Source organism: Phyllobacterium sp. MT110 (assembly GCF_058792715.1).
This window is the reverse complement of the sequence record NZ_JBXAFE010000001.1, coordinates 1,096,757-1,121,656: the sequence shown is the minus strand read 5'-3', so window position 1 is coordinate 1,121,656 and position 24,900 is coordinate 1,096,757. Positions and strand designations below refer to the sequence as shown.

The window sequence follows — 24,900 nt, the reverse complement described above, 5'->3', positions numbered from 1 at the left end:
TTATCTCTTGGCGGCGCGCGTGAAAAGCTGATCGAGCAGGGTGAGCGCCAGATCGATTTCCTCACGGGTAATCAGCAGGTTTGGTGCCAAGGTGATGACGTTCTTGTAGTAGCCGCCAACATCGAGCACGAGACCGTACTTCTTGTTGCCGACGACCAGATCGCCCTTCATGCCTTCATCGGCCATCCAGTCGAGCGCTGCCTTGTCGGGCGTGAAGCCGTCTTCCTTGCAGATTTCGACACGCAGTGCGAGGCCGAGTCCGTCCACGTCGCCAATGGTGGGATGACGCTTCTGCAACTCTTTCAGACCATCGAGGAAATAGGCACCCTTTTCCATGACGGCTGCGCCGAAGTCTTCTTCTTCGAGCATTTTCATGGTTTCGAGGGCGACAGCGGTACCCATCGGGTTGCTGGCGAAGGTCGAATGGGTGGAGCCGGGCGGGAAAATGCCGGGATTGATCAATTCTTCCTTGGCCCAAACACCGGACAGCGGGTTAAGTCCGTTGGTGATTGCCTTGCCGAACACGAGTGCATCGGGTGTTACGCCGAAATGCTCGATCGACCACAGCTTGCCCGTGCGGTAGACGCCCATCTGGATTTCGTCGACCACAAGCAGAATGCCATGATCATCGAGGACCTTCTTGAGTTCCTTGAAGAAGTTCATCGGCGGAATGACATAGCCGCCGGTGCCCTGGATCGGCTCGACATAGAATGCGGCGTATTCGGCCTTGCCGGTCTTCGGGTCCCACACGCCATTATATTCGCTTTCGAACAGGCGGGCGAATTTCTGAACGCAGTAATGACCGTACTCTTCCTTGCTCATGCCCTTGGGGCCGCGGAAGTGGTAGGGGAATTCGATGAACTGGGCGCGGTCGCCGAAATGACCATAGCGGCGGCGATAGCGATAGCTCGAGGTGATCGCGGATGCACCGAGCGTACGGCCGTGGTACCCGCCCTCGAAGGCGAACATCAGGCTCTTGCCGCCGGAATAGTTGCGAACCAGCTTGAGCGAGTCTTCAACGGCCTGCGAACCACCGACGTTGAAATGAACACGGCCCTTGGCACCGAACTTGCGCTCGGCATCCCTGGCAATCATGGCGGCCAGTTCAACCTTTTCGCGATGCAGGTACTGCGAGGCAACCTGAGGAAGCGTATCCAGCTGGCGATGCGCCGCGGCGTTCAGGCGCGGATTGCGGTAGCCGAAATTGACCGCCGAATACCACATCTGCAGGTCGAGGAACGGGGTGTCCTTGGCGTCGTAGACGTAGGAGCCTTCGCACCGGTCGAAGAACATCGGATGATCGGTATAGTGAACCGTATCGCCGTGCGAGCAATATTCCTGCTCAAGGGCGCGAAGTTCAGCTTCGGAGATCTGCTTGGGGGCAGCATTGTCATTCTGCTCGATGGCAAGGTTGGTTTTCATGAAGATTCTCTTCTGTTGCATTTTTACGCCGTGGCGTAACGGGGAGCGCTCTTGTGATGGCGGTTGAAGCCGGGGAGCGCATTCTTCAGGCTCTGGGTAAGATCGGAAAAGTTCTCGTAGCCGACAAACGGAATGGCTTGTTCCGTGCAGAACTCGGCCAGCTTGTCCTTGGCGAAGACCAGTTCCGGCTTGTCGGAGACGCAGAAATCGGAGCGGCCGTCGCCGATATAGACCCGCGTATCGAAGGCCTCGACGGAACGGCATTTGCAGACACCGGCGGCCGACGAACAATCGATATCGCTGTACGGTGAACTGAGTTCATAGCGGGTATGACCATTCACGCCGGAGATCGTCAGCTTGTTGGCGATGACCGGGAGATAATCGAGCTTGTGCCGGGCAAGGATGCGCTTGATGAAATAATCGACACCGTCGCTGATGATCGTGACCGGAATGCCCTGCGCCCAGCAGAAGTCGATGAAGGCAGGGAAGGTTGGATCAATGGCGATGTCATCAAGCGCGCTATCCAGTTCCTGATGTGTTGCTTCGATCAGGGCAATCTGGCGTGCCATGCATTCAGCGGAACCAATGAGGCCCTGCTTCCATTGCTGTTCGATATCTTCCCAGGCAGGGCTGGCTAATCGTTCAAGAATGAAATCGGTAGCGTCCTCAAGCGAAATGGTCCCATCAAAATCACAAAATACATGCATGCAGACACTCCTCGTGCGAACGTGAGGAGCTTCTAGCATCGATGGATGATCGCTAAATTATGCGAAGATGATGCCAAACTGAAATCGAGGGAGGGCGGACAGAGCAGTCGTGTGGAAGCGAAATTATGCTTTTGGTAGAAGCACTTCTACGAGAAGACCCTTTCCGGAAGCCGGGGATTTCAATGCAATCGTGCCGGACAGGCGCTTGACGATATCGGCAACGATCGTCAGGCCCAGCCCGGTTCCCTCGATCTGCGGCGTATCAACACGATAGAATCGCTGGAATACGGCCTCCCGGTGGTGTTCGGCGATACCCGGCCCGCTGTCTGAAATGGACAGGCGCCAGTAGTTGTTGGCCGCCGTGATCGCCACGCGTATCTTGCCGGAAGCGGGCGTATATTTCACCGCATTTTCGATGAGATTGCTGATCATGAGACGAAGCAGGGGCTCATCGGCCCGCACCAGCGCTTTTTCGTCACCATCGAGCGACATGTCCAGCTGCTTTGCCGTTATCAGATTTCCCATTTCGGCAACGACGGATGCCACGCTGCTGTACAGCGGTACGGCCTGCAATTGCATGGGCTGATGACCCACGCGGGCGGCACGCAGCAATTGCTCGATCAGATAGGTGGCCCTTTCATTGCTGATGATAAGGTCGGCGATGATGGCCTGCCGCTCCTTCTCGTTGTCAGCCTGGGCCAGCATTTGCAGCAGAAGCTTCAATGCCGCCTGCGGCGTGCGCAACTGATGGGCAGCATGATCGGCAAAGCGCCGTTCCGCCTTGAGCGAATCATCGAGATCCTCGAGCAGCTGGTTGATCGAGCGGCCGAGGGGGGACAGATCCCTTGGCAGTGTATCGACCGGAATGGCCGAAAGGTCGTCCGGAGAGCGGCTGCGGATCTGCTGCACCAGCATGCGGATGGTGCTGAGGCCGCTGTTGATGCCAAACCATATCAGCAGCGCGATCAACGGGATCAGGATCAGCAGAGGGAAGATCAGATTGAGCAGGATGTTCGACACCAGCGTCTGGCGCATGGCTACCTTTTCCGCCACCTCGATCACAACATGCGTATCGGGGATCGGCAGGGAGTAAATCCGCCAAAGTTCGCTGTCAAAGGGAACGTTGGTGAAGCCGGCGCGCTGCAAGGGGATTTCAGCCGGAAATGTCGATCCGGAGAAAAGGACGATCTTGTTGTCCTTCCAGGCCCTGAACATATGCGCGTCGGCATAATCATCCGCGTCCTCGTTCAGCGCGAGCTGGTTGCCCATGCTGAAATCGATATCGGCGATCTGCTTGGGTGGGGTGTCTCCCGTTTCATCAAACTGATTGTGAAGAAGCATCCACAGGACATTGGCATCATTGATTAATTGTGCGTCGTAGACATTATTGATTTCACGCGTGGCGCTGTTGAATGCAAAACCGCCGATGATAGCCATGGTGATGAGGATCGTCGGCGTAACGCGAAAGAACAGATTGCGGGTAAGGGTAGGCCTGCTCATGCGTCCACCATATAGCCCACGCCCCGGATGGACTTGATGAAGTCGCTGCCGAGTTTCTTGCGCAGATTATAGATCGTGACTTCCGTCGTATTGCTCTCGACCGCACTCTCTGCGCTGTACAGCGCATACTCGATATCGCTTTTTGTGACGTATTTGCCGGCGCGTTCCATCAGGAGCTTCAGCAGCTGGAACTCCTTGGCGGTCATCATCACCTGGTTTGAAGCCTTGCGCACGACCTTGGCTGCGGGATCGACTTCGACATCGGCACATTTCAGGATCGTGTCGACACGGCCCTCGCTGCGGCGAACCAGGGCGCGCAAGCGGGCGAGCAGTTCATCGAGATCAAAGGGCTTCACCAGATAGTCATCGGCGCCGCTGTCGAGGCCTTCCACTTTGTGCAGCGGGGTATCGCGGGCGGTCAAGAGCAGAATGGGAACAAGATTCTTGTCGCGCCGGGTCGCCCTGAGCACTTCAAGTCCGCTCATCCTGGGCAAGTTGACGTCAAGAACGACAACAGCAAAGCTCGAATCCTGCATGGCGGCGAGCCCGGTTTCACCGTCCTGCATCCAGTCGACGCCATAGGCATGCTTTTCCAGCGCCTTCTTCAACGAGGAGCCGAGCATCGTGTCATCTTCAATAAGCAGCAATCGCATTGTTCAGATCATCGTTTGAATGCTGGAAAGCAGCATTTGGGGCAGTAACGGGTGGCAGATAGGACGGAATCTCGGTTTTTTGCAGGCGACCATGTTCCAGCCTACACTGGATTGAAACAATCATTACGCTGTTTTCGCTTCGTTACCAATCGTCTCAATTGTTGTTCGCGGGTTCTTCTCTTGTGCCTCAATTCGGATCAGAATGGGTCGCACCGTCATGAACGGCGAAGTACATTCGCGTAAAATGGGTATTGCTGGCGTGTCGCCGGTCAAACCAATGAGGGAGTGAAATCGATGAAAACACTGCTGATAGCAATGAGTCTTCTGGCTGCCACGACCCTGACAGCATTTGCCGCTGAGCCGGCAAAGATGGTTGAAACAAAGGCCGGAAAGGTGCTCGCCACCGAAAAAGGCATGACGCTTTATACGTTCGACAAGGATGCCAAGGGCAAATCCAATTGCGATGCGGACTGCCTGAAAAAATGGCCGGCTTTCCACGCCGATGCCAAAGCGAAGGCCGCAGGCAAGTGGTCGCTCGTCAAAGCCGCCGATGGCAAGGACATGTGGGCTTACGATGGAAAGCCGCTTTACACCTTTGCCAAGGATACAAAGGAAGGCGAGACCGGCGGTGACGGCGTCGGCAGCGTCTGGCACGTCGTAAAACAGTAAAAGCGGCAACAGTCCCCGGAATCAACAACGGCGCAGAAGCCCCGCTTCTGCGCCGTTGTTCAGATCAAATAGGGGTGACCGGATCAAGCCGCCTGAATGGCTGACAGCTTCCATTCCGAGCCATCCTTGCGCACAAAGGTCCACACCTCCGTGGTTTCGGTTGGCCTGGTGTTGTCGCCATCGACAAGACGGCCCGTCGTCCGGTCGAGCATCGCATCGATGCTGGAATAATGCATTGCCAGCGTGGCGTAATCGGCATTGTTCTCGTGCCACGATTCAGCGATATCGCCCTGGAGCAGCTTGACGTCGGAAACGCTGTTGCGCACGCCCTTGGTTGCATTCTCCCCGAGTTCTTCCGCCAGATAGGACATGGCTTCCGGCGTGGTGAGGGACCGCAGTTCGGCGTAATTTTCCGTCCCGTAGGCGGTCTGCACCTTGGTCAGAAGCTGCTCGAACTGATTGAGGTCCGACTGCGTCAGGCCGAGTTCATCCGTCGATGCGGAGGCTTGTGCCGGCCTCGCGTTCTGGGAAGGCTGGGAAGAACCGGAACCCATCGCCGCTCCAACGGTCGGAATACGGAATGACGGGGATGCGGACGGGTCAGCCTGCCGGCCGAAACCCTGGCCGGATACCGGACCCGAAGCGGCAAGAGGCGACTGCCGGCGCTGGGCGAAAAACCGCATGGCCAGCATGATCGCGCCAATCACCAGGCCGATCTGCAGCAGCATGCCGAGGAAACCGAAGCCGCCGCCGAAACCGTGACCGAGCAGCGTACCGATCAAACCGCCGACCAGCAGCCCGCCCAGCATGGAACCGCCAAAACCGCTGAAGAAACCGGGGCGCGGGGCGGCTGCCTGCGGCTGCATGGCCGAGGGTTGGTTCGTTTGCGGGCGCGGGGTCATTGTCCGTTCAATCGGCGCGGCAGGCGACGGTGCTGTCCGGGTGGCTGCGGGCGCATCGAACGTGCGCGTGCCGCGGCTGCCAAATCCGCCGCTCGCCCGCCTTGCGTCGGCGATATCAAATGCACTCAGCGTGACAGCCAAGGCCAGAACGAGCAACACAACGATGCGAATGATGCGGGAAGCAGTACCGGACATAGATTTCTCCTGTTACGCACCAGCCAATTTTCAGCGCGCCACCCGCATATAGAAAGCGGTGCCGGCAATTTTAAGTGCCGACCAGGATAAAACGGACAATTCTGGGTGGATTTTTTGCTTTCCGACCGTTGGATTTTAAAGAATATTTCCCGGTGTGCCGAATAAAGCGGATATCCCGCGTGTTCTCCCATCGCAGTCCCTTTGCTTCAGGAGAAAACGTGATGTTCAACATAGGAAAATTCCCGTCCGTTGGCCGGATTTATCCGGTCGTCCTGCTCGGCGCATGCCTTGCAGGTGCAGTCATTTCCGGTCCTGTATATGCGGCTGGAGGCGGCGGTGGCGACTCGAACGCGACGCCGACCTGCCCGAAGGGCGAAGTCTGGAGCTCGAAAGCGCAAAAATGCGTCAAGCAGCAGGGCAGCCTGCTTCCGGATTCCGATCTGACAAATTATGCCTTCGCACTGGCAGAGGCCGGCCGTTATGAAGAAGCGCTTGGCGTCCTCGATACGCTGAAGAATCCCAATACCGCCGTCGCCCTGAATTACCGTGGTTATGCCACCCGCAAGCTGGGCCGCACGGATGAAGGGATCGGCTATTACATGAAATCCGTTGAGCTCGACCCCCAATACGCCAAAGTGCGCGAATATCTCGGCGAAGCCTACGTCATCAAAGGTCATCTTGATCTTGCCAAGGATCAGCTGGCCAAGATCAGAGGTATTTGCGGAACCGGTTGCGAGGAATATCGCGATCTGGCGGAAGCCATCGAGAATCCGTCCAAGCTGTAGGGAAGTGAGCGCCGCGAACCAGCGAACCGGCGAGCAATCATGACAATTCAAAGCGGATTCATCATGCCTGTCGCATATCCAACGGTTCCTGCTTATAGTCAGTCAAAGCGTAGCAAGGAGTCATCGGACCGTGTTGCCCGGTCCGATGCGGAGGCGACCATCGCAAACGAGCAGGAAATCCGGACGGGACTTTCCCAACACCTGACGCGGCTTTGGCGCTATGCGGTGGTGCTGTCTCACCAGCGTGATGTGGCCGACGATCTGGTGCAGGCAACCTGTGTGCGGGCGTTGGAGCGGGCAAACCAGTTTGCGCATGGCACGCGGCTTGATCGCTGGCTGTTTTCCATTCTTCATTCCATCTGGCTCAACGAAGTCCGGTCGCGCCGCGTGCGGATGGGGCAGGGCTTTGTCGATGCCGATGAAACCCTGGTTTTCGACGGGGCAAGGGACACCGAGACGCATATCTTTGCCAATCAGGTTCTGCGCCAGGTCCAGGCCCTGCCGGAGGCGCAAAGGACGGTGGTCTTCCTCGCCTATGTCGAGGAGCTTTCCTATCGTGAGGTGGCCGAACTCCTGGATATTCCCATCGGTACGGTCATGAGCCGGCTGGCAGCTGCGCGCGCGAAGCTTGCAGCATCCGCCGGTCAGGGCAGGCAGGAGGGGAGCGCGCAATGACCGATCCCAATCACAACACGATGAAAAACGATGAAATGCTGGTGGCCTATCTCGATGGCGAACTTGATCCGGATACACGCCGGCAGGTCGAAGGTCTGATCGAGAGCGACGGGGCCGTTGCCGACCGTCTGCATTTTCTCGCCTCGAGCAACTTGCCCTTCAAGAATGCCTTTGATCCGCTGCTTGACAAGGCACCGGCGGAAAAACTGCAATCCATGCTGGCCGGCATTTCGCCGCCCGAGCCGGTCAGACCACAGGTCAACGGCTGGAATCGCCGGAGTTTCCTGGCAGCGGCAATCGGTTTCATTGCCGTCGGTGTGGCAGTCGACCGGACCTTCCTCGGCCTCCGGTCCAGTCTGCACGGCGATCAGGACGGCAGTGACTGGCGCGCGGTCGTCGCGCAATACATGTCGCTCTATACCCGCGAGACATTGGGCAATGGACCCGTGGATGTTGCGGTACAGTCGGCGCAATTGCGGGATGTCGGGTCGCAACTTGGCCTTTCGCTGACGCCTGATCGCGTGCAGCTGCCGGGCGCCGTATTGAAGCGGGCTCAGATTCTGGCCTATGAGGGCAGGGCCCTGGGGCAGATTACCTATCTGGACGCGGCACAGGCGCCGATGGCACTGTGTATTGTCCAGTCCTCCAAGGGACCAAGGGCCGCGGATACCGAACGGCGCCACGGGATGAATGTCGTGTACTGGTCGAGCGACACCCACGCGTTCTTGCTGATCGGGCACGAATCACTGGATGCCATCAAGACAATGAGCGACAGGCTGCATCAAAGCCTGGCCGTATAGTGCCGCTCCCCCTGTGACAACGCGGTTCGGAGGCGGCACTGAAACCGTTTCCATTTCATTTTGGCTTCAGGTTCGCGTAATCCTGTGATCATCGGCACATGCTACGAGCCGAAAACCTTTGTCTCAGGAGAGTCTGAATGCCTCTTTCGCCCGTGGACCGGATTCTTCGCTTCGCTTTCTCCCGCATCGTCACCCGGGGGTCATTGACAATCCTGACGGCAAGCGGCGCCCGCCTGATCTTCGGCGACGGCAGCGGCGATCCCGTGATTGTGCGTTTTACCGACAGGCGCGCCCAATGGGCCTTTCTCATGGACGCCGATATGCAGCTGGGCGAGCTGTTCATGGACGAACGCTTTATCGTCGAGCAGGGGACGATCTACGATTTTCTCTGCCTGGTGCTGCGCGAGGCGCAAAATGAAACGCATCCGCTGCCGACACGCGTGATCGATGCTTTACGCGCACGCTTCCGGGGTTTCCGTCACCGCAACCTGCCGGCGCGGTCAAAGCGCAATGTTGCCCATCACTATGATTTGGACGGCCGGTTGTATGGCCTGTTTCTGGATGCCGACCGCCAGTATTCCTGTGCCTATTTCGAACATCCGGAGCAAAGCCTGGAAGACGCGCAGCTGGCCAAGAAACGGCATCTGGCCGCCAAGCTTCTGCTGCGGCCCGACAGCCGGGTTCTTGATATCGGCTGCGGCTGGGGCGGATTGGCGCTGCATCTGGCCGCTGAAGCGCCCACGGGCAACGTGCTGGGCGTGACGCTTTCGGAGGAACAGCTCGAATTCGCCAGAAATCGGCCGGGAACAAAGAGCCAGCCCGACCGGGTCAATTTCGCCCTGCAGGATTACCGCAGCCTGAACGGAACATTTGACCGGATTGTCTCGGTGGGCATGTTCGAACATGTCGGCGTCGCATCCTACGGCCAGTTTTTCCGCAAATGCGCAGAGCTTCTGGACGAAAACGGTGTCATGGTGCTGCATACGATCGGTTGTTCGGCCGTGCCGGGATTCACAACGCCGTGGCTCGACAAGTATATTTTCCCCGGCGGCTACATACCGTCCATGTCAGAGATATTGCCCGAAATCGAAAAAGCCGGATTGATGGTCACGGATATTGAAATTCTGCGGCTGCACTATGCGTCGACATTGGCCGCCTGGCGCGAACGGTTCATGGCCCATTGGCAGGATGCGGCGCAGCTCTATGACGAGCGTTTCTGCCGGATGTGGGAGTTCTATCTCGCGGCGGCGGAGTCGGCGTTCCGCTATGAGGACCTCGTGATTTTCCAGTTCCAGCTTGCGAAGAAAAACGACGTCGTTCCCCTGACACGCAATTACATTCGCGAGCACGAGCAAAGCAAAGCCAAAATCCTGCAGGCGGCGAACGCCTGACGGGGCAGGCACCGTGTCGTTTGCCCGCATTGTTGCTGGAAAGGTCGTTCTGTAATAGGTGACCGCGTGGGCTTGACCGTGGTCGTCACTCAACAATAGTCTGGACCACACTACTCGGCCTCGGAGGGGACCATGGTAACGCTCCAGAGCGGTTTGCACGCTGAATACATTGAATCAGCGCTTTCGTCGGGCAGCGCTGCTGCACAATCGGCACTTATCGCGTCATGGCGGCGGTCCATGCGGCTGTATGGCCTCAATCCTGTCGAAGGAAAGGGGCCGAACGTGTTGACCGAACATGAGCTCAACCAGGCGCGGGAACGGCTCGGCTCCCTCATCATGACGGCCCAGACCAGTCTCGACCGGCTTTATGCCGCCGTCGGCGGTGCAGGCTGCTGCATTCTGCTGGCCGACAAGAACAGCATCCCTGTTGACCGGCGCGGCTGTGTGGCGGACGACGAAGCCTTTTACCGGATGGGGCTTTGGACCGGCGCGGTGTGGAGCGAGGAATCCGAAGGCACCAATGGCATCGGTACGGCCATTGCCGAGCAGCGGGCTTTGACCATCCATCGCGACCAGCATTTCCGCAGTCGAAACACGGCTTTATCCTGCACGGTTGCCCCCATCTTCGATCATCGCGGCCGTCTGGCCGCCGTTATCGATGTATCCTCCGCCCGCCACGACCTGACGGACGATTTCGTCAAGCTGATAGCGATCGCCGTGACTGACGCGGCCAGACGCGTGGAGGCGGAAAATTTCCGGCTTGCTTTCCCCAAGGCCCGCATTGTCCTGGCGCCGCCCGGTGACAACTGGATGAGCGAACGGGCTTTGAACGCGCTGATCGCCGTCGACGAGGATGATCTGGTGATCGGTGCATCGCGCTCGGCGCGCCAACTGCTTGGTCTGACCGACGACTCGCTCGCCGCTCCGTTGCCGGCGGCTGATCTGTTGGGGCAGCACCAGTCGGCGGCGCGCGATTTTGCCATGGCCGAACGCGGTGCGATTCAAAGGGCGCTGGCCCGGAGCGGCGGCAACGTATCCGCTGCCGCGGCAGATATGGGTATCAGCCGGGCGACCCTGCACCGCAAACTGAAGCGCCTCGGCCTTTCCTGAACGGCAGTTGATTTTTTTGCCTTGATTTGTCGCAAAACTGCGACAGATCGAGTTTGCACATAAGCGGACGGGGCTGACACACTGTAAATATTGAGTAACTCTTCCCGTAACGCCGCAAGAGCCGGTTCGAAACAGGTGGAGAGAAACAACCAGGTGGATTTGAAACGCTGCCTGACCCGATTCCAGGAATGCCTTGGCATAGGCTTGGAACAAAACCCGATCATCGCAACGGGAACACATATTATTCCGTTTCATGCCGTTTCCAGTGAGAATCCGCAACGCGATGCGGGCTTTGAGGTTTTCCGATCATTTTCGTTGATGGGTCTGGCGGTGCACGGCGATCCGGCAAACAGCAGAATTTCCCCAAAAGCGAGCTCCTGACCAGGGCTTGCTTCGTCGGTGGCGCTGACCTTCATCCAGCGCCGCCGACGGCCTTTCGCTGCAGCGGGCAAAATCACCTGCACCGATATGCGTTGCAATGAAAGTGCAACACTGCCCGGGAGCCGGTTGACGCAGCAATGCGAATGGCTATAAAGGCCTCCGACCAGCTTGAGTACAGGCAGCGGGATAACCGGCCCGCAGCGATGGAATACCGAGTGCGGTTAAGGAGGGGTGGCCGAGCGGTTTAAGGCACCGGTCTTGAAAACCGGCGTAGGTGAGAGCCTACCGTGGGTTCGAATCCCACCCCCTCCGCCATATCCCATTGCGATCATCCACCCATCGTCATGCGAACGAATTCGACAACGGACGTCGTGCCGAGTTTTGTCGAGATATTCACGCGGTGGGCGTCGACAGTCCGGGGCGATATGCCGAGGGCATTGGCAATGCCCTTCGTGTCGAAGCCGCGGCAGATCATGTTGAGGATCTCGCTTTCGCGCGGCGTCAGTGTCGCAAGCAAGGCCTCGTCCTGTTGCCGCTCGAGCACGGTGTCGAGCGATCGTTCCATCGCATGGATGGTTGCAAACAGGGTATCGGCATCAACGGGCTTGGAGAGAAAATCCATGACACCGACCTGAAAGGCCGCGCGGCAGGCCGCAACATCACCGTGTCCGGTCAAAATGACCAATGGCCAGCGGATTCCTCGTGCAACGAGCTGTTGATGCAGTTCAAGGCCATTTACCTGCGGCATTTTCAAATCCACCAGCAGGAATCCCGGCTTGTTCCGATCGACTTTTTCCAGGAAAGAATTGGCGTCAACGAAGGTCCGGACGGCCATGTCGCTGGCCCGAAAGAGCAGCGATAGACCTTCTCTTACCGTATCGTCATCATCGATCAGATAGATGGGATAGCGCGATGTCATGCCGTCGATCCTGTCCCGGACAACCGATTTTGCAATATCGCACCGCGGTTGTTTGCGCGAATCATATTCGCGCGAGCACTGAGTCATTTTACGCTTGCTGAAACGTTTCATCGCATATCGTTCCATCGAGCCGGAAAAAATGGCGGGGATAGAAGGCGGCAAATCAACCTGACGCATTGCTGGTCTCAGCGTGCTATGAATTCATTGAGATGAGGTTGCCGGTTCAAGGCATCCGATTGGGACAACGGAAATTCCGGTGCGGCGATGGTGAAACCATATTCGATCAGGGCCTTTCTCGTTCAATGGGTTGCGATCGAGCTTGTGGTTATGGCGATCGTTGCCGCCATATCCGTGATCCAGATTCGCGACGATTTTGCATTTGAACGCTTGGTAATGACGAGTCAGCTTTCGACGCGAGCGGTGGAGATGCGCTCAAGCATCGGGTTGTTGCAACCTGTCCTGCAATTGCCTGACAACGATTCCCACCTGTCATTCGTTCAAATCGCCGCGGCTGTCCTCAAAGCTTACCCCTATTGCAACAGCATCCGTCTTTATGAGATCAAGCCTGGCCAATCGGAGTGGAGCGAAACGCTCAGCGTGCCCGCCATGAGCGCAGCGCCGGAAGAGACGGATTTGCAAACCATCATAAGTGCCGTTGCGCGCCAGCCCGACGGGGACATTGTCGCCTATCCACTGCCTCACTTTGCCGAGCATGTCGTGTTTGCAATGAAGTTCATGAACCGGCAGAGACCGGCCGCCGTCATGGTGGTCTATGATGCCGCCAAGGCGATACAATCGATCCACGTGCCTGGAAACATAGAATACCAACTCTACATGGGGAATAGGCTGATTTATACGGCGAACCCGCAACCGCGCGGGTTTTTGCAGAGAATCCTGCCATGGTTTCTTGTGGATATGCGGAGAACATCCGAGAATCCCGATGATGATACTCGGTTTCACAGCCGTTACGAAAAGCGCGTTACATTTGGCCAGGTGTTCGATTGGCGGTTGATTGTCCCCCTATCGCTGCTTGGTCTCGCGGTATTGTATGCATTTCATCTGCTGGTGAACCAGCGCGCGGCATTGACGCAAGCGCAAGAGGCTGAGCAGTCCGCCCGCAGGCAAATGGAGTTGCTCCGGCATGAAAACCGCTTGTTCCAGGCCTCGCGCGTTAATGCTGTCGGCGAATTGGCATCAGGCATTGCCCATGAACTCGCACAGCCCCTTACCGCTTTGCTCAGCCAGAGCCAGGCGGGGCTCATTCTCGTGGAGAAGGGGGACGCCGGGAACAGGGACGGCAGCCTCAAGCAAGCGCTCGCCGCCAATGTTCGCGAGGCTCAACGTGCCGGCAAAATCCTCCACAGAATGCGCGATTACATTGTCGGGAATGATATTCAACCGGTGTTGCAGGAGCTCAACCCGATCATCGTGAACATGGTCGAGCTGCTGCGGGTGAAACTTAGGGAACAGAATATCGAGGTGTCGATGGATTTTGCCGCTCCCTCGCCAAAATCGGTTGTGGGTGCCATTGAGCTCGAACAGGTCATTCACAACCTTCTGCGGAACGCCATCGATGCCTTGTCCGAATGCAGTCATGACCGCAAGAGGATCGCCATCAGGACGTTCAGTCAGGATACGGTCAACATCATCGAAATTGCTGATAACGGTCCGGGAATGTCCGGCGAGGTCCTGAAAAACCTGTTCCATCCGTTCTTCACGACCAAGCAAAACGGCATGGGCTTGGGTCTTTCGCTGTGCGCGCGGCTGCTTGAGCGGTCGGGCGGTATGCTCCATGCCCGTAATGACAATGGAGCCGTGTTCTGGATCACGGTGCCTGGGGAGGGGGTGGCATCGCCGCTCATATCTCAAGGATCAAGGGACAGTGGTCCGACACTTCCGGTGCCGTCACCACCGTGAACGCCCGAACCTCGACGTTCTGGTTCACCAGCATGTAATCGGCGAACCGTCCCTGCTTGCGATAATGCGAACTGCGGGTACCGTTGAACCCTCCGGCCGTGACCAGATCCGTCAGCCCTATCTCGGCGAGCACCGCAAAGGTCTCACTTCCGGGTTCGACATTGAAATCGCCGCACACGATCAGTGGGTCACCCGGCGCGGCAATCCGTGCCGCCAGTTCCTTAAGCCTGCGGGCCTGCGCCAGCCGTTCTGGCGTATCCATCTTCCCGTTGACATCGCGCAGCCCGTGCATATGGGCAATGGCGACCATCCGGTCCCGTGCATAGTCGTAAACCCGGATTGCGTGCGCAGATCGCGACCTCGGATGATCGCCATAGCCGTACGGCGAAAACCCCTTGTGCACGAAGTCCTGTGCCTGCGCCGTAACCGGCAGGGAGTTCCGCACGAAGGTCGCGAGCCCCCACTGCGAGGGCACTGGCTGATCACCGTTCCACAATACGCCCTGGGCTGCCGGACAGAATATGGCCGTATGGTTGGCGAGTGCGGCCGCAACATCGCGGAAAAAATTCGCGCGCTGGGGCAGGACATGATCCCCGTCGCGATACAGGAGCCAATCGACCCTGGCCTCGGGACTGTGGACCACCTCCTGCAGGCATAGAACATCCGGCTGATCCGTTTGGAGATAGGATATCAACGGTTCGTGCAGCTTGCCGCCCCAGCCGTTGAGGCTCATGATTCGCATGCCCTACATCTCCATGGGACCCGTGTGAGCTTTCTATGCGAACGTTAGCTGGTTTGAAACCCGGAAACAGGCTGGGCTTGCGGAAACGGCCTGAACGTCAGGGCGATCAGGAATGCGCCGATACCGATAGCCCAGGCTCCGATATAGAGCCATTCGTAGCTGGCGAATGTGTCATAGATCAAACCTCCGGCCAACGGACCCGTTGCCATGCCCAAGCTGGCGGCCATGGCCGTTCCGCCGATGATGGTGCCCATCATGCGCATCGGGAAATTCTCGCGCGCCAGTACGGCATAGAGCGGCATGACACCGGCATAGATGAAACCGAACAATGCGGCCACCGCATAAAACCCGGCAAGTTCCCGCACGAAGACGTAGGCCAGCGCCCCGAATGCCTGGAGCAGCAGCCCGCCGACCAGCACGCGCTTGGCGCCCAGGCGATCACCCAGAACACCGAAGACAACCCGGCCGCCAAGGCCTGCCAGCCCTTCCAGGCTGTAGATCGTAACCGCTGCGATCAACGGGATTCCGCAGCTGACCGCGTAACTCACCGTGTGGAAAATGGGGCCGGAGTGGGTGGCGCAGCAAAAGAAATTGGTCAGCAGCAGGATGATGAATTGGGGAGACCGGATGGCTTGCCCGATCGACATGGATGACTGCGGCTCTGCGTCCTGCAGTGCCGGGGTATTGCCCATCTCGGCGGCCGGCGGGCGGCGCACCAGGAGGGCGGCGGGAATCATCACGGCGGCGGCAACCGCAGCGATGATCAGCATGGATGTCCGCCAGCCATGGATCGAAACAAGCCATGCCGCCAGCGGCGACATGGTCATCGGCGCCATTCCCATGCCCGCCGAAACAAGAGACACGGCAAGGCTGCGCTGGGTGTCGAACCAGCCGGTGACGCATGCCATCATCGGCGCGAAGATCGCCGCGGTCGCGGCGCCGACGAGCAGGCCGAAGACCAGTTGAAACTCGGCAAGCGACGTAGCCCGGCTGGCCAGCGCCAGACTTGCGGTCAGCAGCACCGATCCCGTCAGCACCACGGGACGGGCGCCGAAGCGGTCGGACAGGTTCCCCCACAGCATGCTAGCCGATGCCATGGCGATGAACCCGATCGTCATGGCGCCGGACACGCCGGTGACGGACCAGCCCGTGTCCCGGGCAATGGGCTGGAGGAAAACCGGGAGGGAAAACATGGCGCCGATGGCCATGCAGCCCAGCAAGCCGCCGGCTGCAACGATTACCCAGCGATACGAAGCATTGCTCATTGCTCTCTCCATTTTACTGGCTGTTGCCGAAAGCCCTTGCCATGCAGGCCGTGCAAGCCGGTGTTCGCCCCGCCGTGTTATCTGGGCCGCGCGACAACGCGCACTTTACCGCTCTTGCCGCCGCCACAGAAAAACTGATCGCCGCCGTCGGACTCGAGCCCCGACACGCCGGTGCCTGCGGGCATGTCGAGAATGGTCAGGACATTGCCGGTCGCGGGATCGATGCGCCTGACATCACTTTGATCCTGTTCCCACGTGCCGTGCCAGAGTTCGCCGTCAACCCAGGTCACCCCGGTGACCATGCGCTTGGACTCGATGGTGCGCAGAATAGCGCCTGTCTGCGGATCGATCTGGTGGATTTTCCGGCCCTGATGCTGCCCGACCCAAAGCGTCCCTTCTGCCCATGCAAGCCCTGAATCGCCGCCGCCGCCGGGCGCCGGGATTGTCGAGAGTACGCGGCCTGTCTCCGGGTCGACCTTCTGGATGCGATCTTCGGCAATCTGGAAGAGATATTGGCCATCGAAAGCGGTTCCGGCATGCGCAGCGATGTCCAAGGAGCGCAGCACCGTACCGCTCGCCGGATCAAGGGCATTCAGCCGTTCTCCCGATGCAAACCAGACATTCCGGCCATCGAAGGTAACCCCGGCCACCTGGTCGGTGCCGGGAAACGGGCCATATTCGCGGAGAATTTTTGCCGATTGTTTCATGATTTCATCCTTGTCACCTGACTGCTGAACATTTCCTCCTGACCCTACTCACTTGGCAGGAGATCGGGGAGTAACAAGATTGTCGGGAAACCCGGCACGGGCGGACTGATCCAGCGGCGGGCGCGTCCGCGACCGAACGATTGCACCTTGCCCGCTTCCGCAAGTATCAGAAGGGCACGCTGCACGGTCCGGGAACTGGCCCCCAGGGCAATTGCCAGAGCGGAACTTGACCATGACTCGCCATCGGCAAGAAAGGCGAGAACCGCGCCATGCGCTTCCTCCATAGGCGGCGCAAGGACAACGATGCCGCTGGCGTCGAGCGGTGTCATGCAAAAGCCCCGCGCTGTTGCGGACACATCTGCCAACATTCGCAGTTCCTCGCGCAACCGGCCGACTTCGACCCGCAGGCGGGCGCGATGCGATTCATCGGCATGCTTTGCCCCGAATGCACGGGCGAGAAGCGCGGCTCTTGGCACGTCACCGGGCGCGGCTTCGCCCAGCGCGCGGGCCAGCGCGAACAAAACCGGGCGCGTGGCCAGTGATATCACCCGATCCCCGACCCGAACGACATGCCGGCACGCATCGACGACCAGCACTCCGGATGCGAGCAGCGTTTCGATCTGCTCCAGCAAGAGCGGACGTTCCTCGCCGCGCTGGATCAGACGGGCGGCGGGTGTTTTCAGGACATGGGAGGCTTGCTCGACCTCCGCGATGAGGGCGGGGATCTTCGCTTCAGCCGCGGCTTTCTCGGCCTGCCTGAGTGCCTCGCGCGCTGCAGACGTGTTGAGGCGCCGGATGGCAATTCCGGCAGCCACGAGGGCGAGCGCCGCTCTCGACGTTGCCGGCAGCGGCGCGGGATCAAGCTTGGCGAGGGCGCGCTCGGCCGCGTCGACATGACCGACCAGAAGCAGCCGCCGAATATCCACGGTCCGTGCATGGGCGGCATTGACGTGATCGCCATGGGCTTCGAGTGTTGCCCGCGCCATGTCCAGTGCCTTTACGCGCCAGCCCAGATCGCGCGAGACAAGTGCAATTTCCGCTTCGGCGACGATGCATCGCGCGCGGGCTTTTTCCTCTTTTGTGCCGAATGCCCGTGCCGCGCTCTGCAACAGGGTCCTGGCGCGCGGGAATTCGCCAAGTTGCGCCATGGCGATGCCGCGCAATGCAAGGGCGGGCGCGTCATCACGCAGCGCCACCCGTTTCAAGGCGCCGAGAGTATCACCTGTCGCAAGGGCGTGCGCTGCGGCGTTGATCAGCGAGTCCATCGGATGGCCGTCACACTTGTTACTCCGATCGTTCGATCAGCGAGTCGTAATCCATCTCACGGACAATAACCAGTATTGCAACCTTGATCGGCGAATGGGGGCTGTGCGAAATCCCGCGCTTCTTTGCGCAGCATTTGAATGGGAGGGCGGGTGAGGCTCGGTTGGGGCATTGACGGGGGAAGAATATCACCGAGCCTCCCATTGCCTCATGGAGAGTAGCAACAGGGATATCATGAGCACCGGAGTTGGGCTTTTTCATGAAGCGCCAGCGCTTGCGCGCGCGGGCCGGATCGCTTGTACAAACACAATGCAAAGCATTCATTTGTTCAGATGATATTAATCTGCAGGTAGCATCTTTGTGCCGGCGTTAAGGTGGGAATGACGTCGTTTACGGGCAGGGGGCTCTGTGGATCAGGATGGCGAAAATACAAAAATAGACTACCAACCCTATGTGATGTCGGTTTGGCCGGTTCTATTTGCATTCGTGGCGGTTTCGATGATGGTGCTGTTTCTCGGCAGAATGGGGGCCGATTTCAGAAATGCGGGCGATCACAATCTCAACCCCCAGACGCACACCGGTGACGACTCCGACAGCCGGTGACACAATCCGGCTGTCCGGCGATGAAAACCGGCTCAGCCGGCTTGCGGTCTTCCGCGTTGAATAGAGCTGCCTGACCTAGCCCGTTGTGTCGCTCACGCATTTCTTGACGAAACTGTTTTTTGCGGCGCCGGCAAGCTTCTTGGCGGCGGCCTGCGTATCGCAGGTTGTTGCCGCATCTGCCGCGCATTTCTTCGTGAAATTGGTCAAAGCAGCGCCGGAAAGCTTTTTGGCCTCGGCCTGGCTTTTACAGGTGCCATCCGCCAAGGCCGGACTTGCTGCCAACGCCAGAAGTGCGATCGCTATAAGTGCACGCATATTCAACTCTCCATTGCTGTTTCAGGAATAATAGTTCTGCCCCAATGGGATGCTACGTCAAATGCAACTGAATGACCTTCGTGTGTCTTTCTGAGACAACCGAACAGCCATTCAGCTTCGTTTCCGGTCTTTACCTGCCAGTATCTTGAGGAAACGGTGAATTGTGCGCCGATTCGGCCGTTCGCTCAGCCTGCTGAAGCGCCGATGCAGAAACTCGTCGATTTCCCGAACGGAGACACTGGCAAGATCCGTACCGTAGCGGGCCTTCAATGCTTCTTCGATCATGTCCAGGTCCCTCGTGGTCGGATTGTAACCGGAGGTACTTATGGCAAGAGGAAGCGATTGGTGAATGAGATATTTTGCAAGTTTATTGAGTTCTGGATCACGGCCCAATTTACTCATTTTTTCTCCCCCGTGCTCTTCGGCACTATGGGGGAGAGAATACGCTTCGACAGCCCCGCAAGCAACAACGCTGAACCAAAATATTCGTTAAATAAATTCGTCGATTTTTTACTTCACATCACGGGTATTACTAACAGGCGGCCACGGAGAAGACGTAACCGTGATAGTCGTTGTCGATAAGCAGATTCAGCTTGATCTGGGGGTTTCTCTCCAGCCACTCCCTGCATGCTCTTTGCTGGCCGAATTCCGGGAGATTCCTGAAACAACGCCAGTCATCGAACAGCATGACAGACCCGACCGTCAAACGGGAGGTGAGGTAATCCAGCACAGGCACTGTGGACTCGTAGAGATCACAATCGACCCATGCGAACGCAACGGTCTGGATAGGCGATGACTGCGCATGTCCTGGTTGCAGCGTCTGGTCGTACCAGCCCTTGATGGTTGTAACCCGCGCCAGATCAACATTGCGCAGCTTGAGATTTTCCTTGAACTGCGCCTCGTTGCACGAGAACTGGCCTTCGAAGAAGCCGCCGCTGTAGCCGCCGGACTCGTCGATTCCCTTCTTTGGTTGCGGCAAGCCCTCGAACGAATCCAGGGCGACAAAGCGCATCTCCGGATTTTCCCGCCCTATCACGTTGCACGCATAGGCAAAGGTCTCGCCCTGATAGACGCCGAATTCGAGATAGTCTCCCTTGATTTGAGCGCCCCTGAAGTAATCGGTGACCTTGTCGATGACGTCCCACCTGAACCTGTTCGGTGCAAGGAGACGCGTTTGCAGATACTCGACCTGTTGGGCAAGAGCGACATTCGTTTGCTCATACCGATCCAGCCGGTCCTGCAGTTCGGCGATCACCTGGTCTAGTCCGTAGCTTCGTTCCTGTTGCGGCAAACTGGTCATGCGTGGTTCCACTTTATAACTGGGAGATTCGATAGCGGGCAGGCAAGTGTAACAGTCGTACCATTGCCTTTTGATGATTGAATCGCAAGAGAGCCGCCCATTGTCTGAATAAGACGCGCACAACCCGTCAAGCCCAGTCCGCTATGGCCGCGCGACTCGCCCTTCGTCGAGAAGAACGGTGTCGTGGCCTTCTTGATCTGTTCCCGTGACATGCCGACGCCGGAATCCTCGATGGCGACAATCAGGTCTTTTCCAATCGGCCAGCGCCTGGCGATATTCACCTTGATCACAATGTGCGGGTGCTGCTCATCCTCGACGGCGTCCTTGGCGTTGCGCAAAAGCTCGTGGAGCATGAGATGGAACTGGCCCTGCGGTACAAGCAGCTGCATTGCTTTCACATCGGCGCGCACGATGGGAATGGTCGATCCGTCGGGACGCGTGATCTGATCGAGGATCGTTCCCAGCGTCACGATCGGCGTATTGTCCTGATCAAATTTGGGATAGGCGATCCGGGCCAGCCAATCGGTCACAACCGACAGATCAGTGATCCGCTTGCGGGCCATGTCGAGCAGTTTTGGATCGGGGTTTTCCTCGGGCGAAAGTGTCTCGTGCATCCACATGGACAGTCCGTTGATTCGCGTGAAGGTCATGTGGGAGAAGAGCAGCGCGAACTGACGGACCTGATTGTTGTAGAGCGCCTTGCTCCTGTAGGCGACCATGGCAAACAGAACGACCATGATCGCGGTCGCAAACACGAAGGCGTACAGGAAATTGTCGTAGAGCGCTTTTTGCTCGAGATCGGCGGTGCGCTTCTGGGTGTTTCCGAGGTTACCCGTCGTCGTCAAGACAATGGCCGGCCAGAAGTCTTCAAACCGGGCCACAATCAGATTGTAGTCTGGATCGGCTAGCGCAAGCTGCGGCATCAGCTCATTGTTTATGTAATCGAGCAGTGTCTTGATCAGATCGATATCCACTTTAGGCATGATCTTCTCGGTATAGGGCAAAGCGATCAGCGTCTTGGCATTGATGGCGAGATAGGTGCTTTCAGACAGGATTTTGGCGCGGTACTCCTGGGATTTGGTGAGTGTAGCCAGCCGGGCCCATCCCATGATGCTGACCATCTTCTCGCGCGCTTGGGTTGAACGCCACTGAACCTCGTTGACTTCCCCGATGATGTCATAGGCCTGACTGCGATACTTGTCCGTTTGCAGAAACGAGGCGAGGCCGATCAGCACAAAGAGACCAAAGGAAATGGCAAGGATGTACGTACCGTTTGCGCGGAGTATCTGTCTCACCTGTCCACCACGTGTCTGAAATCAATCCCACTCATCGTCTAAGGATCACGCGGCTTGATACGCGATCAAAAATTATTGCTCAAATTGCAGCTCGGTGAGAAACCAGATCCATCTTGAATGATCTCCCGGGTCATAGGCCTTGGGCATGCTGTCAAAAGGCCAGACAATGTAGAATGGCCCAAAATCGTCGGCCTCAAGCGGGCGGAATTCGCCCTCATGGCATTTTCCTGCCTTGGCTTCGACGTTATTGCAGGCAATCTGTGAGGCAACGATCGGATTGTAGCGTTTGATTTCGTCCATATCGATTCTGGCGGAATAATCGTTGGGCGCTATGCCCTTTATAACCTTCGCATTGGCCAATCCGTTCTTTGCCAAAATCTCGATCAGCGAAAAACCGCGATAGGTGCGCTGTACGTCGTTGGTCCAAGGCGTCTTGGTTTGGATCTCCCGGTAGGAAAATGATTTTGCCAGATCGTCCTCCTTGTAGGAGACGATGGGTTTTCCGCTCTGGCGTTCGATCTGGAGAACATACGGGTCGACTATGCCGGCGGAAGCGGCGGGAACCGCGCATAAGAGCACAAGGCCCAAGAAGCAGGCACGCCAACCGCTGTATATTTCCACGGCCTTTTCCTCAATCGGTTGCAGGATCATCATTGTCGGCAGTGATTTTGCGGCCATGAGCCAGGACTTTGCTTCGCGCCCGTTTGTATTTCTGCTCGGCCATCTCGGCACTTTTCATCTTAAAGTGCTTTGCCATAAGCACAAACAGTTCATTGCGTTTCATGCCCTTCGGGCGGTCTTCCACCCATTGGAGGCATTCTTCCTCCGACAATGACAGGAACGGATAATAATAGCCCGGAAAAGCATCGCTGATCGTCTCGCTCCCCCGATGCACGACAAATTCAGAACGGGTCATGAGTTCTAGAATGCTGGCGAGGGTGGGAGCATTGAGCCGATTTTTGCCCAGGTATCCCTTCGCGCCGAGGTTCCTGCATGTTTCCGCCTCATCGGTCGAATACCGGCCGGTAATGACCAGGTGAACGGCTGCGGGAGTGGAATTGATGATGGACTCGATGATTTTCAGGCGCACATCGCGGGATTCCATCTCGCTTCCATAGTCTGGAAGCCCCGGATCGATGATGATCAGGTCAAATTCATCGGCCTCGATAGCCATCTGCGCCGCATGGAAGGTCTCGGCGGTCGCCACGTGCTGACCTGCTGTCTTGAAGTGCCGCTTCAGCGAATCCGCATAAAAATAATCATCTTCGATGATCAGAACTTTGGAAATTTTTACATTCGCGTGGTCCATGCGTGGGGTTTTAACAGGCTCGTCTCGCGAAAAATAGGTATCATCGCGGCACCTACCGCATGCGGACAATTCAAGCATGATGACTGGCAGGAATGCGTAAGGTGCCATGGTAATGCATTGGCTTTTCCTAAGACAATGGCGCCACTGCAACGATCCACCAATAGTGAAACTCGTTCTGCTTGCTATCGTTCCACGTGCACCACCGGTCGTTTTCTTGTTCAAACTCACTATGATCATAGCGCTCGATCAGCGAGCTGATAGTAAGCTTGCAATCTTCAATTGTTTCAAATTGCAGGGGAAGGGGTTCGTCCCATAAAACATCACCAAGCGTGTTTCGCACACCGTGCTTGATTATATACATACTTGAAGACCCCCGAAATTCTTTGAGATATACTTAGTTGTATGAAGCCGGAATACAACCGGGCCGCGAAAAGAAAGCACCGCGCAGTTGTTTCGCTGCTGCATATCGCGTTCGGCGTGTCCCGGCATGCTCTGAAGGTCCATCGCCAGCGAGACTGGGCGCCTTGATTGGAACTTTCATCGGCAATCCGAGTTGAAGAACGCTGGCGAAACCCCGTTGGCAGGGCTCGGCCTGGAGGACGTGTGCAGCTTCTGACAAGCCGGGCCCACAGGAGGATGCAAGGAGAATGATCGACGATTTTGATGACGATGACGAAGAGGTCTGGCCAAGCTACAGCTCGAATGTCTGGTATATCGCCATATTCATCGGGGGCGTGGCCGCCGCGGCGCTTCTGACCTACATCTTCGGCGGTTGGCTCTAACGGCGCTTGCGCCGAACGCGCTTCACGTCTCCGCATCAAACCTTCCTTTGCGGATAAGGCGCCCGTTAACCAAAGTTAGCCATGACAGGCAATGTCTCCCCGCTCTGTTAAGCTGCTGTCAACCTATCGGTGCGAGTTATAATTCTGGTGCAATACTCCATGATGGGTTCTGGGGCTGCACCGTGTTCTGTTCGGTATCGTTGCGTAAAAAGTGTGGGGACGGCATCCAGCCGGTAGTTTGCATTGTCAAAAGCCAAAGCTTTTCGAATTGCGGGAGTTGTTGCGATGGGCGCCCTGATGGCAGCCTGCGCGTCACCCACGGCAAAGGTTGCTAAACGAAGCCACGGCAAGGAATATTTCGCTGAATCGGAGTATGGCGTCAAAGCCAGCCCCCGCGTCGTCACCGATTTCCGCAACATGCCGCGCGGCGGCGGGCGCAACCAGATCGGCAGGCCCTATCAGGTTCGCGGCAAGTGGTATTATCCCAGGGAAGAGCTGGGCTACAAGCGTCAGGGGCGGGCATCCTGGTACGGCTCGGCCTTTCATGGCCGCCTGACCGCCAATGGCGAAGTATACGACATGAACCACCTGTCGGCGGCACACCCGACCATGCCGCTGCCGAGCTATGCGCGCGTGACCAATCTTGCCAATGGCAGTTCCGTGATCGTGCGCGTCAACGACCGCGGGCCGTATCACAGCGATCGCGTGATCGATCTGTCGCAAAAGGCTGCGACGATGCTGGACTATCAGCATACGGGTACGGCCGACGTGAAGGTGGAATATGTGGGCCGCGCGCCGCTCGAAGGGCGCGATGACGGCTTTTTGCTCGCGTCGTATCGTGCGCCCGGCACGCGTGATCGTCTGATGCAGCCGGATTCAGGCACCATGATTGCCATGAATGGACCGACACCCACCCAGCGCAATGCCCTTTCCATTCCCGGCATGCGGCAGCCGAAGGTGCAGGGCGTTCAGGTGGCGAGCCTGAATGTGGCGCCGGTATCGTTCAATGATCAGGCGGTCAGTCTTGGTGCGCCCGCGCAGCCGCAGATGAATGCCGCCATGGGTGCAATGCCGTTCGGCTATGATATACAGCCGGTTCTGCCGCTTGTTGGTCCCTATATCGACGACAAGCCGGCGATCCTGCTCGGATCGCTGAAGGGCGGCCCACGGCGCGCATCGCCATTCGTCAGTTCCTACGCCAGCGAGCGTGTGGCAAGTGCCAATGCCACGGCGGTGGCGATGAACAGTCTGATATCGCCGAAGGCCATTTCCGACGCGTGGAAGAATGAAAAC

Annotated in this window: 26 protein-coding genes, 1 tRNA gene and 1 pseudogene; 12 read left to right on the top strand and 16 right to left on the bottom strand. The window is 57.8% G+C overall.

Annotated features, from left to right (window positions below):
- From AC1Q5O_RS05855 to AC1Q5O_RS05840, 4 genes are all read right to left on the bottom strand, one after another.
- Positions 1-1,422, bottom strand: a complete 1,422-nt coding sequence (locus AC1Q5O_RS05855; protein WP_464660435.1) for an aspartate aminotransferase family protein — start codon at positions 1,420-1,422, stop codon at positions 1-3.
- Positions 1,423-1,445: 23 nt separating this feature from the next.
- On the bottom strand, positions 1,446-2,129 hold the full coding sequence (locus tag AC1Q5O_RS05850; protein ID WP_472461136.1) for an MtnX-like HAD-IB family phosphatase: 684 nt from the start codon (positions 2,127-2,129) through the stop codon (positions 1,446-1,448).
- 123 nt (positions 2,130-2,252) lie between these two features.
- Positions 2,253-3,629: a sensor histidine kinase gene (locus AC1Q5O_RS05845; RefSeq protein WP_464660431.1), complete on the bottom strand. Its 1,377-nt coding sequence runs from the start codon at positions 3,627-3,629 to the stop codon at positions 2,253-2,255.
- Positions 3,626-4,282, bottom strand: a complete 657-nt coding sequence (locus AC1Q5O_RS05840) for a response regulator transcription factor (RefSeq protein WP_472461137.1) — start codon at positions 4,280-4,282, stop codon at positions 3,626-3,628. Before AC1Q5O_RS05840 ends, AC1Q5O_RS05845 begins: the two co-directional genes overlap by 4 nt.
- A gap of 294 nt (positions 4,283-4,576) precedes the next feature.
- On the opposite strand from AC1Q5O_RS05840, the gene AC1Q5O_RS05835 reads away from it, so the two are divergent.
- Positions 4,577-4,951 (top strand): COG4315 family predicted lipoprotein, encoded by a 375-nt coding sequence (locus tag AC1Q5O_RS05835; protein ID WP_492562116.1) that lies wholly within the window; start codon positions 4,577-4,579, stop codon positions 4,949-4,951.
- Between the two features lie 83 nt (positions 4,952-5,034).
- Here the strand turns inward: AC1Q5O_RS05835 and AC1Q5O_RS05830 are convergent, their stop codons facing one another.
- A complete protein-coding gene (locus AC1Q5O_RS05830; protein ID WP_463012985.1) occupies positions 5,035-6,048 on the bottom strand; it encodes a Tim44 domain-containing protein in 1,014 nt (337 codons plus the stop codon).
- Between the two features lie 221 nt (positions 6,049-6,269).
- Here AC1Q5O_RS05830 and AC1Q5O_RS05825 point away from each other — a divergent pair, with 221 nt between their 5' ends.
- The 7 genes from AC1Q5O_RS05825 (at position 6,270) to AC1Q5O_RS05795 (ending at position 11,505) form a co-directional block, all read left to right on the top strand.
- The gene (locus tag AC1Q5O_RS05825; RefSeq protein WP_346307043.1) at positions 6,270-6,833 is read left to right on the top strand and encodes a tetratricopeptide repeat protein; all 564 of its coding nucleotides are present in this window, start codon (positions 6,270-6,272) and stop codon (positions 6,831-6,833) included.
- 63 nt (positions 6,834-6,896) lie between these two features.
- Positions 6,897-7,508 carry an RNA polymerase sigma factor gene (locus AC1Q5O_RS05820; protein WP_223613350.1) on the top strand — a complete coding sequence of 204 codons (612 nt, stop codon included), beginning with the start codon at positions 6,897-6,899 and terminating at the stop codon, positions 7,506-7,508.
- On the top strand, positions 7,505-8,308 hold the full coding sequence (locus AC1Q5O_RS05815; protein ID WP_492562115.1) for an anti-sigma factor family protein: 804 nt from the start codon (positions 7,505-7,507) through the stop codon (positions 8,306-8,308). The genes AC1Q5O_RS05820 and AC1Q5O_RS05815 overlap by 4 nt, the downstream gene beginning before the upstream one ends.
- A 137-nt stretch (positions 8,309-8,445) precedes the next feature.
- Positions 8,446-9,699, top strand: coding sequence for a cyclopropane fatty acid synthase (locus AC1Q5O_RS05810; RefSeq protein ID WP_492562114.1), 1,254 nt, complete (start codon positions 8,446-8,448; stop codon positions 9,697-9,699).
- A gap of 132 nt (positions 9,700-9,831) precedes the next feature.
- Positions 9,832-10,809 (top strand): GAF domain-containing protein, encoded by a 978-nt coding sequence (locus AC1Q5O_RS05805; protein ID WP_464660417.1) that lies wholly within the window; start codon positions 9,832-9,834, stop codon positions 10,807-10,809.
- Positions 10,810-10,962: 153 nt separating this feature from the next.
- Positions 10,963-11,190 carry a hypothetical protein gene (locus tag AC1Q5O_RS05800; protein ID WP_492562113.1) on the top strand — a complete coding sequence of 76 codons (228 nt, stop codon included), beginning with the start codon at positions 10,963-10,965 and terminating at the stop codon, positions 11,188-11,190.
- Between the two features lie 225 nt (positions 11,191-11,415).
- Positions 11,416-11,505: transfer RNA gene (locus AC1Q5O_RS05795), tRNA-Ser, on the top strand.
- A gap of 13 nt (positions 11,506-11,518) precedes the next feature.
- Here the strand turns inward: AC1Q5O_RS05795 and AC1Q5O_RS05790 are convergent.
- Complete coding sequence (locus tag AC1Q5O_RS05790) at positions 11,519-12,109, bottom strand: response regulator transcription factor (protein ID WP_492562112.1); 591 nt, start codon at positions 12,107-12,109, stop codon at positions 11,519-11,521.
- Positions 12,110-12,373: 264 nt separating this feature from the next.
- Here AC1Q5O_RS05790 and AC1Q5O_RS05785 point away from each other — a divergent pair, with 264 nt between their 5' ends.
- Positions 12,374-14,026, top strand: a complete 1,653-nt coding sequence (locus AC1Q5O_RS05785) for a sensor histidine kinase (RefSeq protein ID WP_492562111.1) — start codon at positions 12,374-12,376, stop codon at positions 14,024-14,026.
- Here the strand turns inward: AC1Q5O_RS05785 and AC1Q5O_RS05780 are convergent.
- The 4 genes from AC1Q5O_RS05780 to AC1Q5O_RS05765 all read right to left on the bottom strand — a co-directional run bounded on the left by AC1Q5O_RS05780 (position 13,968) and on the right by AC1Q5O_RS05765 (position 18,005).
- A complete protein-coding gene (locus tag AC1Q5O_RS05780) occupies positions 13,968-14,768 on the bottom strand; it encodes an endonuclease/exonuclease/phosphatase family protein (RefSeq protein WP_492562110.1) in 801 nt (266 codons plus the stop codon). The genes AC1Q5O_RS05785 and AC1Q5O_RS05780 overlap by 59 nt on opposite strands.
- A 44-nt stretch (positions 14,769-14,812) precedes the next feature.
- Entirely contained in the window at positions 14,813-16,033 is a 1,221-nt protein-coding gene (locus AC1Q5O_RS05775; protein WP_492562109.1) for an MFS transporter, read from the bottom strand.
- A 77-nt stretch (positions 16,034-16,110) separates the two neighbouring features.
- Positions 16,111-16,740, bottom strand: a complete 630-nt coding sequence (locus AC1Q5O_RS05770) for a Vgb family protein (protein ID WP_463012978.1) — start codon at positions 16,738-16,740, stop codon at positions 16,111-16,113.
- A gap of 44 nt (positions 16,741-16,784) precedes the next feature.
- Positions 16,785-18,005, bottom strand: coding sequence for a helix-turn-helix domain-containing protein (locus tag AC1Q5O_RS05765; protein ID WP_492562108.1), 1,221 nt, complete (start codon positions 18,003-18,005; stop codon positions 16,785-16,787).
- Positions 18,006-18,411: 406 nt separating this feature from the next.
- On the opposite strand from AC1Q5O_RS05765, the gene AC1Q5O_RS05760 reads away from it, so the two are divergent.
- A complete protein-coding gene (locus tag AC1Q5O_RS05760) occupies positions 18,412-18,606 on the top strand; it encodes a hypothetical protein (RefSeq protein ID WP_492562107.1) in 195 nt (64 codons plus the stop codon).
- 75 nt (positions 18,607-18,681) lie between these two features.
- On the opposite strand, the gene AC1Q5O_RS05755 is transcribed toward AC1Q5O_RS05760, so the two are convergent.
- From AC1Q5O_RS05755 to AC1Q5O_RS05730, 6 genes are all read right to left on the bottom strand, one after another.
- The gene (locus tag AC1Q5O_RS05755) at positions 18,682-18,921 is read right to left on the bottom strand and encodes a hypothetical protein (protein ID WP_492562106.1); all 240 of its coding nucleotides are present in this window, start codon (positions 18,919-18,921) and stop codon (positions 18,682-18,684) included.
- A 111-nt stretch (positions 18,922-19,032) separates the two neighbouring features.
- On the bottom strand, positions 19,033-19,323 hold the full coding sequence (locus AC1Q5O_RS05750; protein WP_464660369.1) for a hypothetical protein: 291 nt from the start codon (positions 19,321-19,323) through the stop codon (positions 19,033-19,035).
- 130 nt (positions 19,324-19,453) lie between these two features.
- Positions 19,454-20,221: a TylF/MycF/NovP-related O-methyltransferase gene (locus AC1Q5O_RS05745; RefSeq protein ID WP_492562105.1), complete on the bottom strand. Its 768-nt coding sequence runs from the start codon at positions 20,219-20,221 to the stop codon at positions 19,454-19,456.
- Complete coding sequence (locus AC1Q5O_RS05740; RefSeq protein ID WP_492562104.1) at positions 20,218-21,516, bottom strand: sensor histidine kinase; 1,299 nt, start codon at positions 21,514-21,516, stop codon at positions 20,218-20,220. Before AC1Q5O_RS05740 ends, AC1Q5O_RS05745 begins: the two co-directional genes overlap by 4 nt.
- A gap of 72 nt (positions 21,517-21,588) precedes the next feature.
- Positions 21,589-22,137, bottom strand: coding sequence for a putative pterin-binding protein (locus AC1Q5O_RS05735; protein ID WP_492562103.1), 549 nt, complete (start codon positions 22,135-22,137; stop codon positions 21,589-21,591).
- A gap of 10 nt (positions 22,138-22,147) precedes the next feature.
- Complete coding sequence (locus tag AC1Q5O_RS05730; protein WP_492562102.1) at positions 22,148-22,933, bottom strand: response regulator; 786 nt, start codon at positions 22,931-22,933, stop codon at positions 22,148-22,150.
- Positions 22,934-23,472: 539 nt separating this feature from the next.
- On the opposite strand from AC1Q5O_RS05730, the gene AC1Q5O_RS05725 reads away from it, so the two are divergent.
- Positions 23,473-23,607 (top strand): hypothetical protein, encoded by a 135-nt coding sequence (locus AC1Q5O_RS05725; RefSeq protein WP_464660359.1) that lies wholly within the window; start codon positions 23,473-23,475, stop codon positions 23,605-23,607.
- Positions 23,608-23,892: 285 nt separating this feature from the next.
- Positions 23,893-24,567 (top strand): annotated as a pseudogene (locus AC1Q5O_RS05720) (septal ring lytic transglycosylase RlpA family protein); the annotation flags it as partial.
- Between the last annotated feature and the right edge of the window lie 333 nt (positions 24,568-24,900).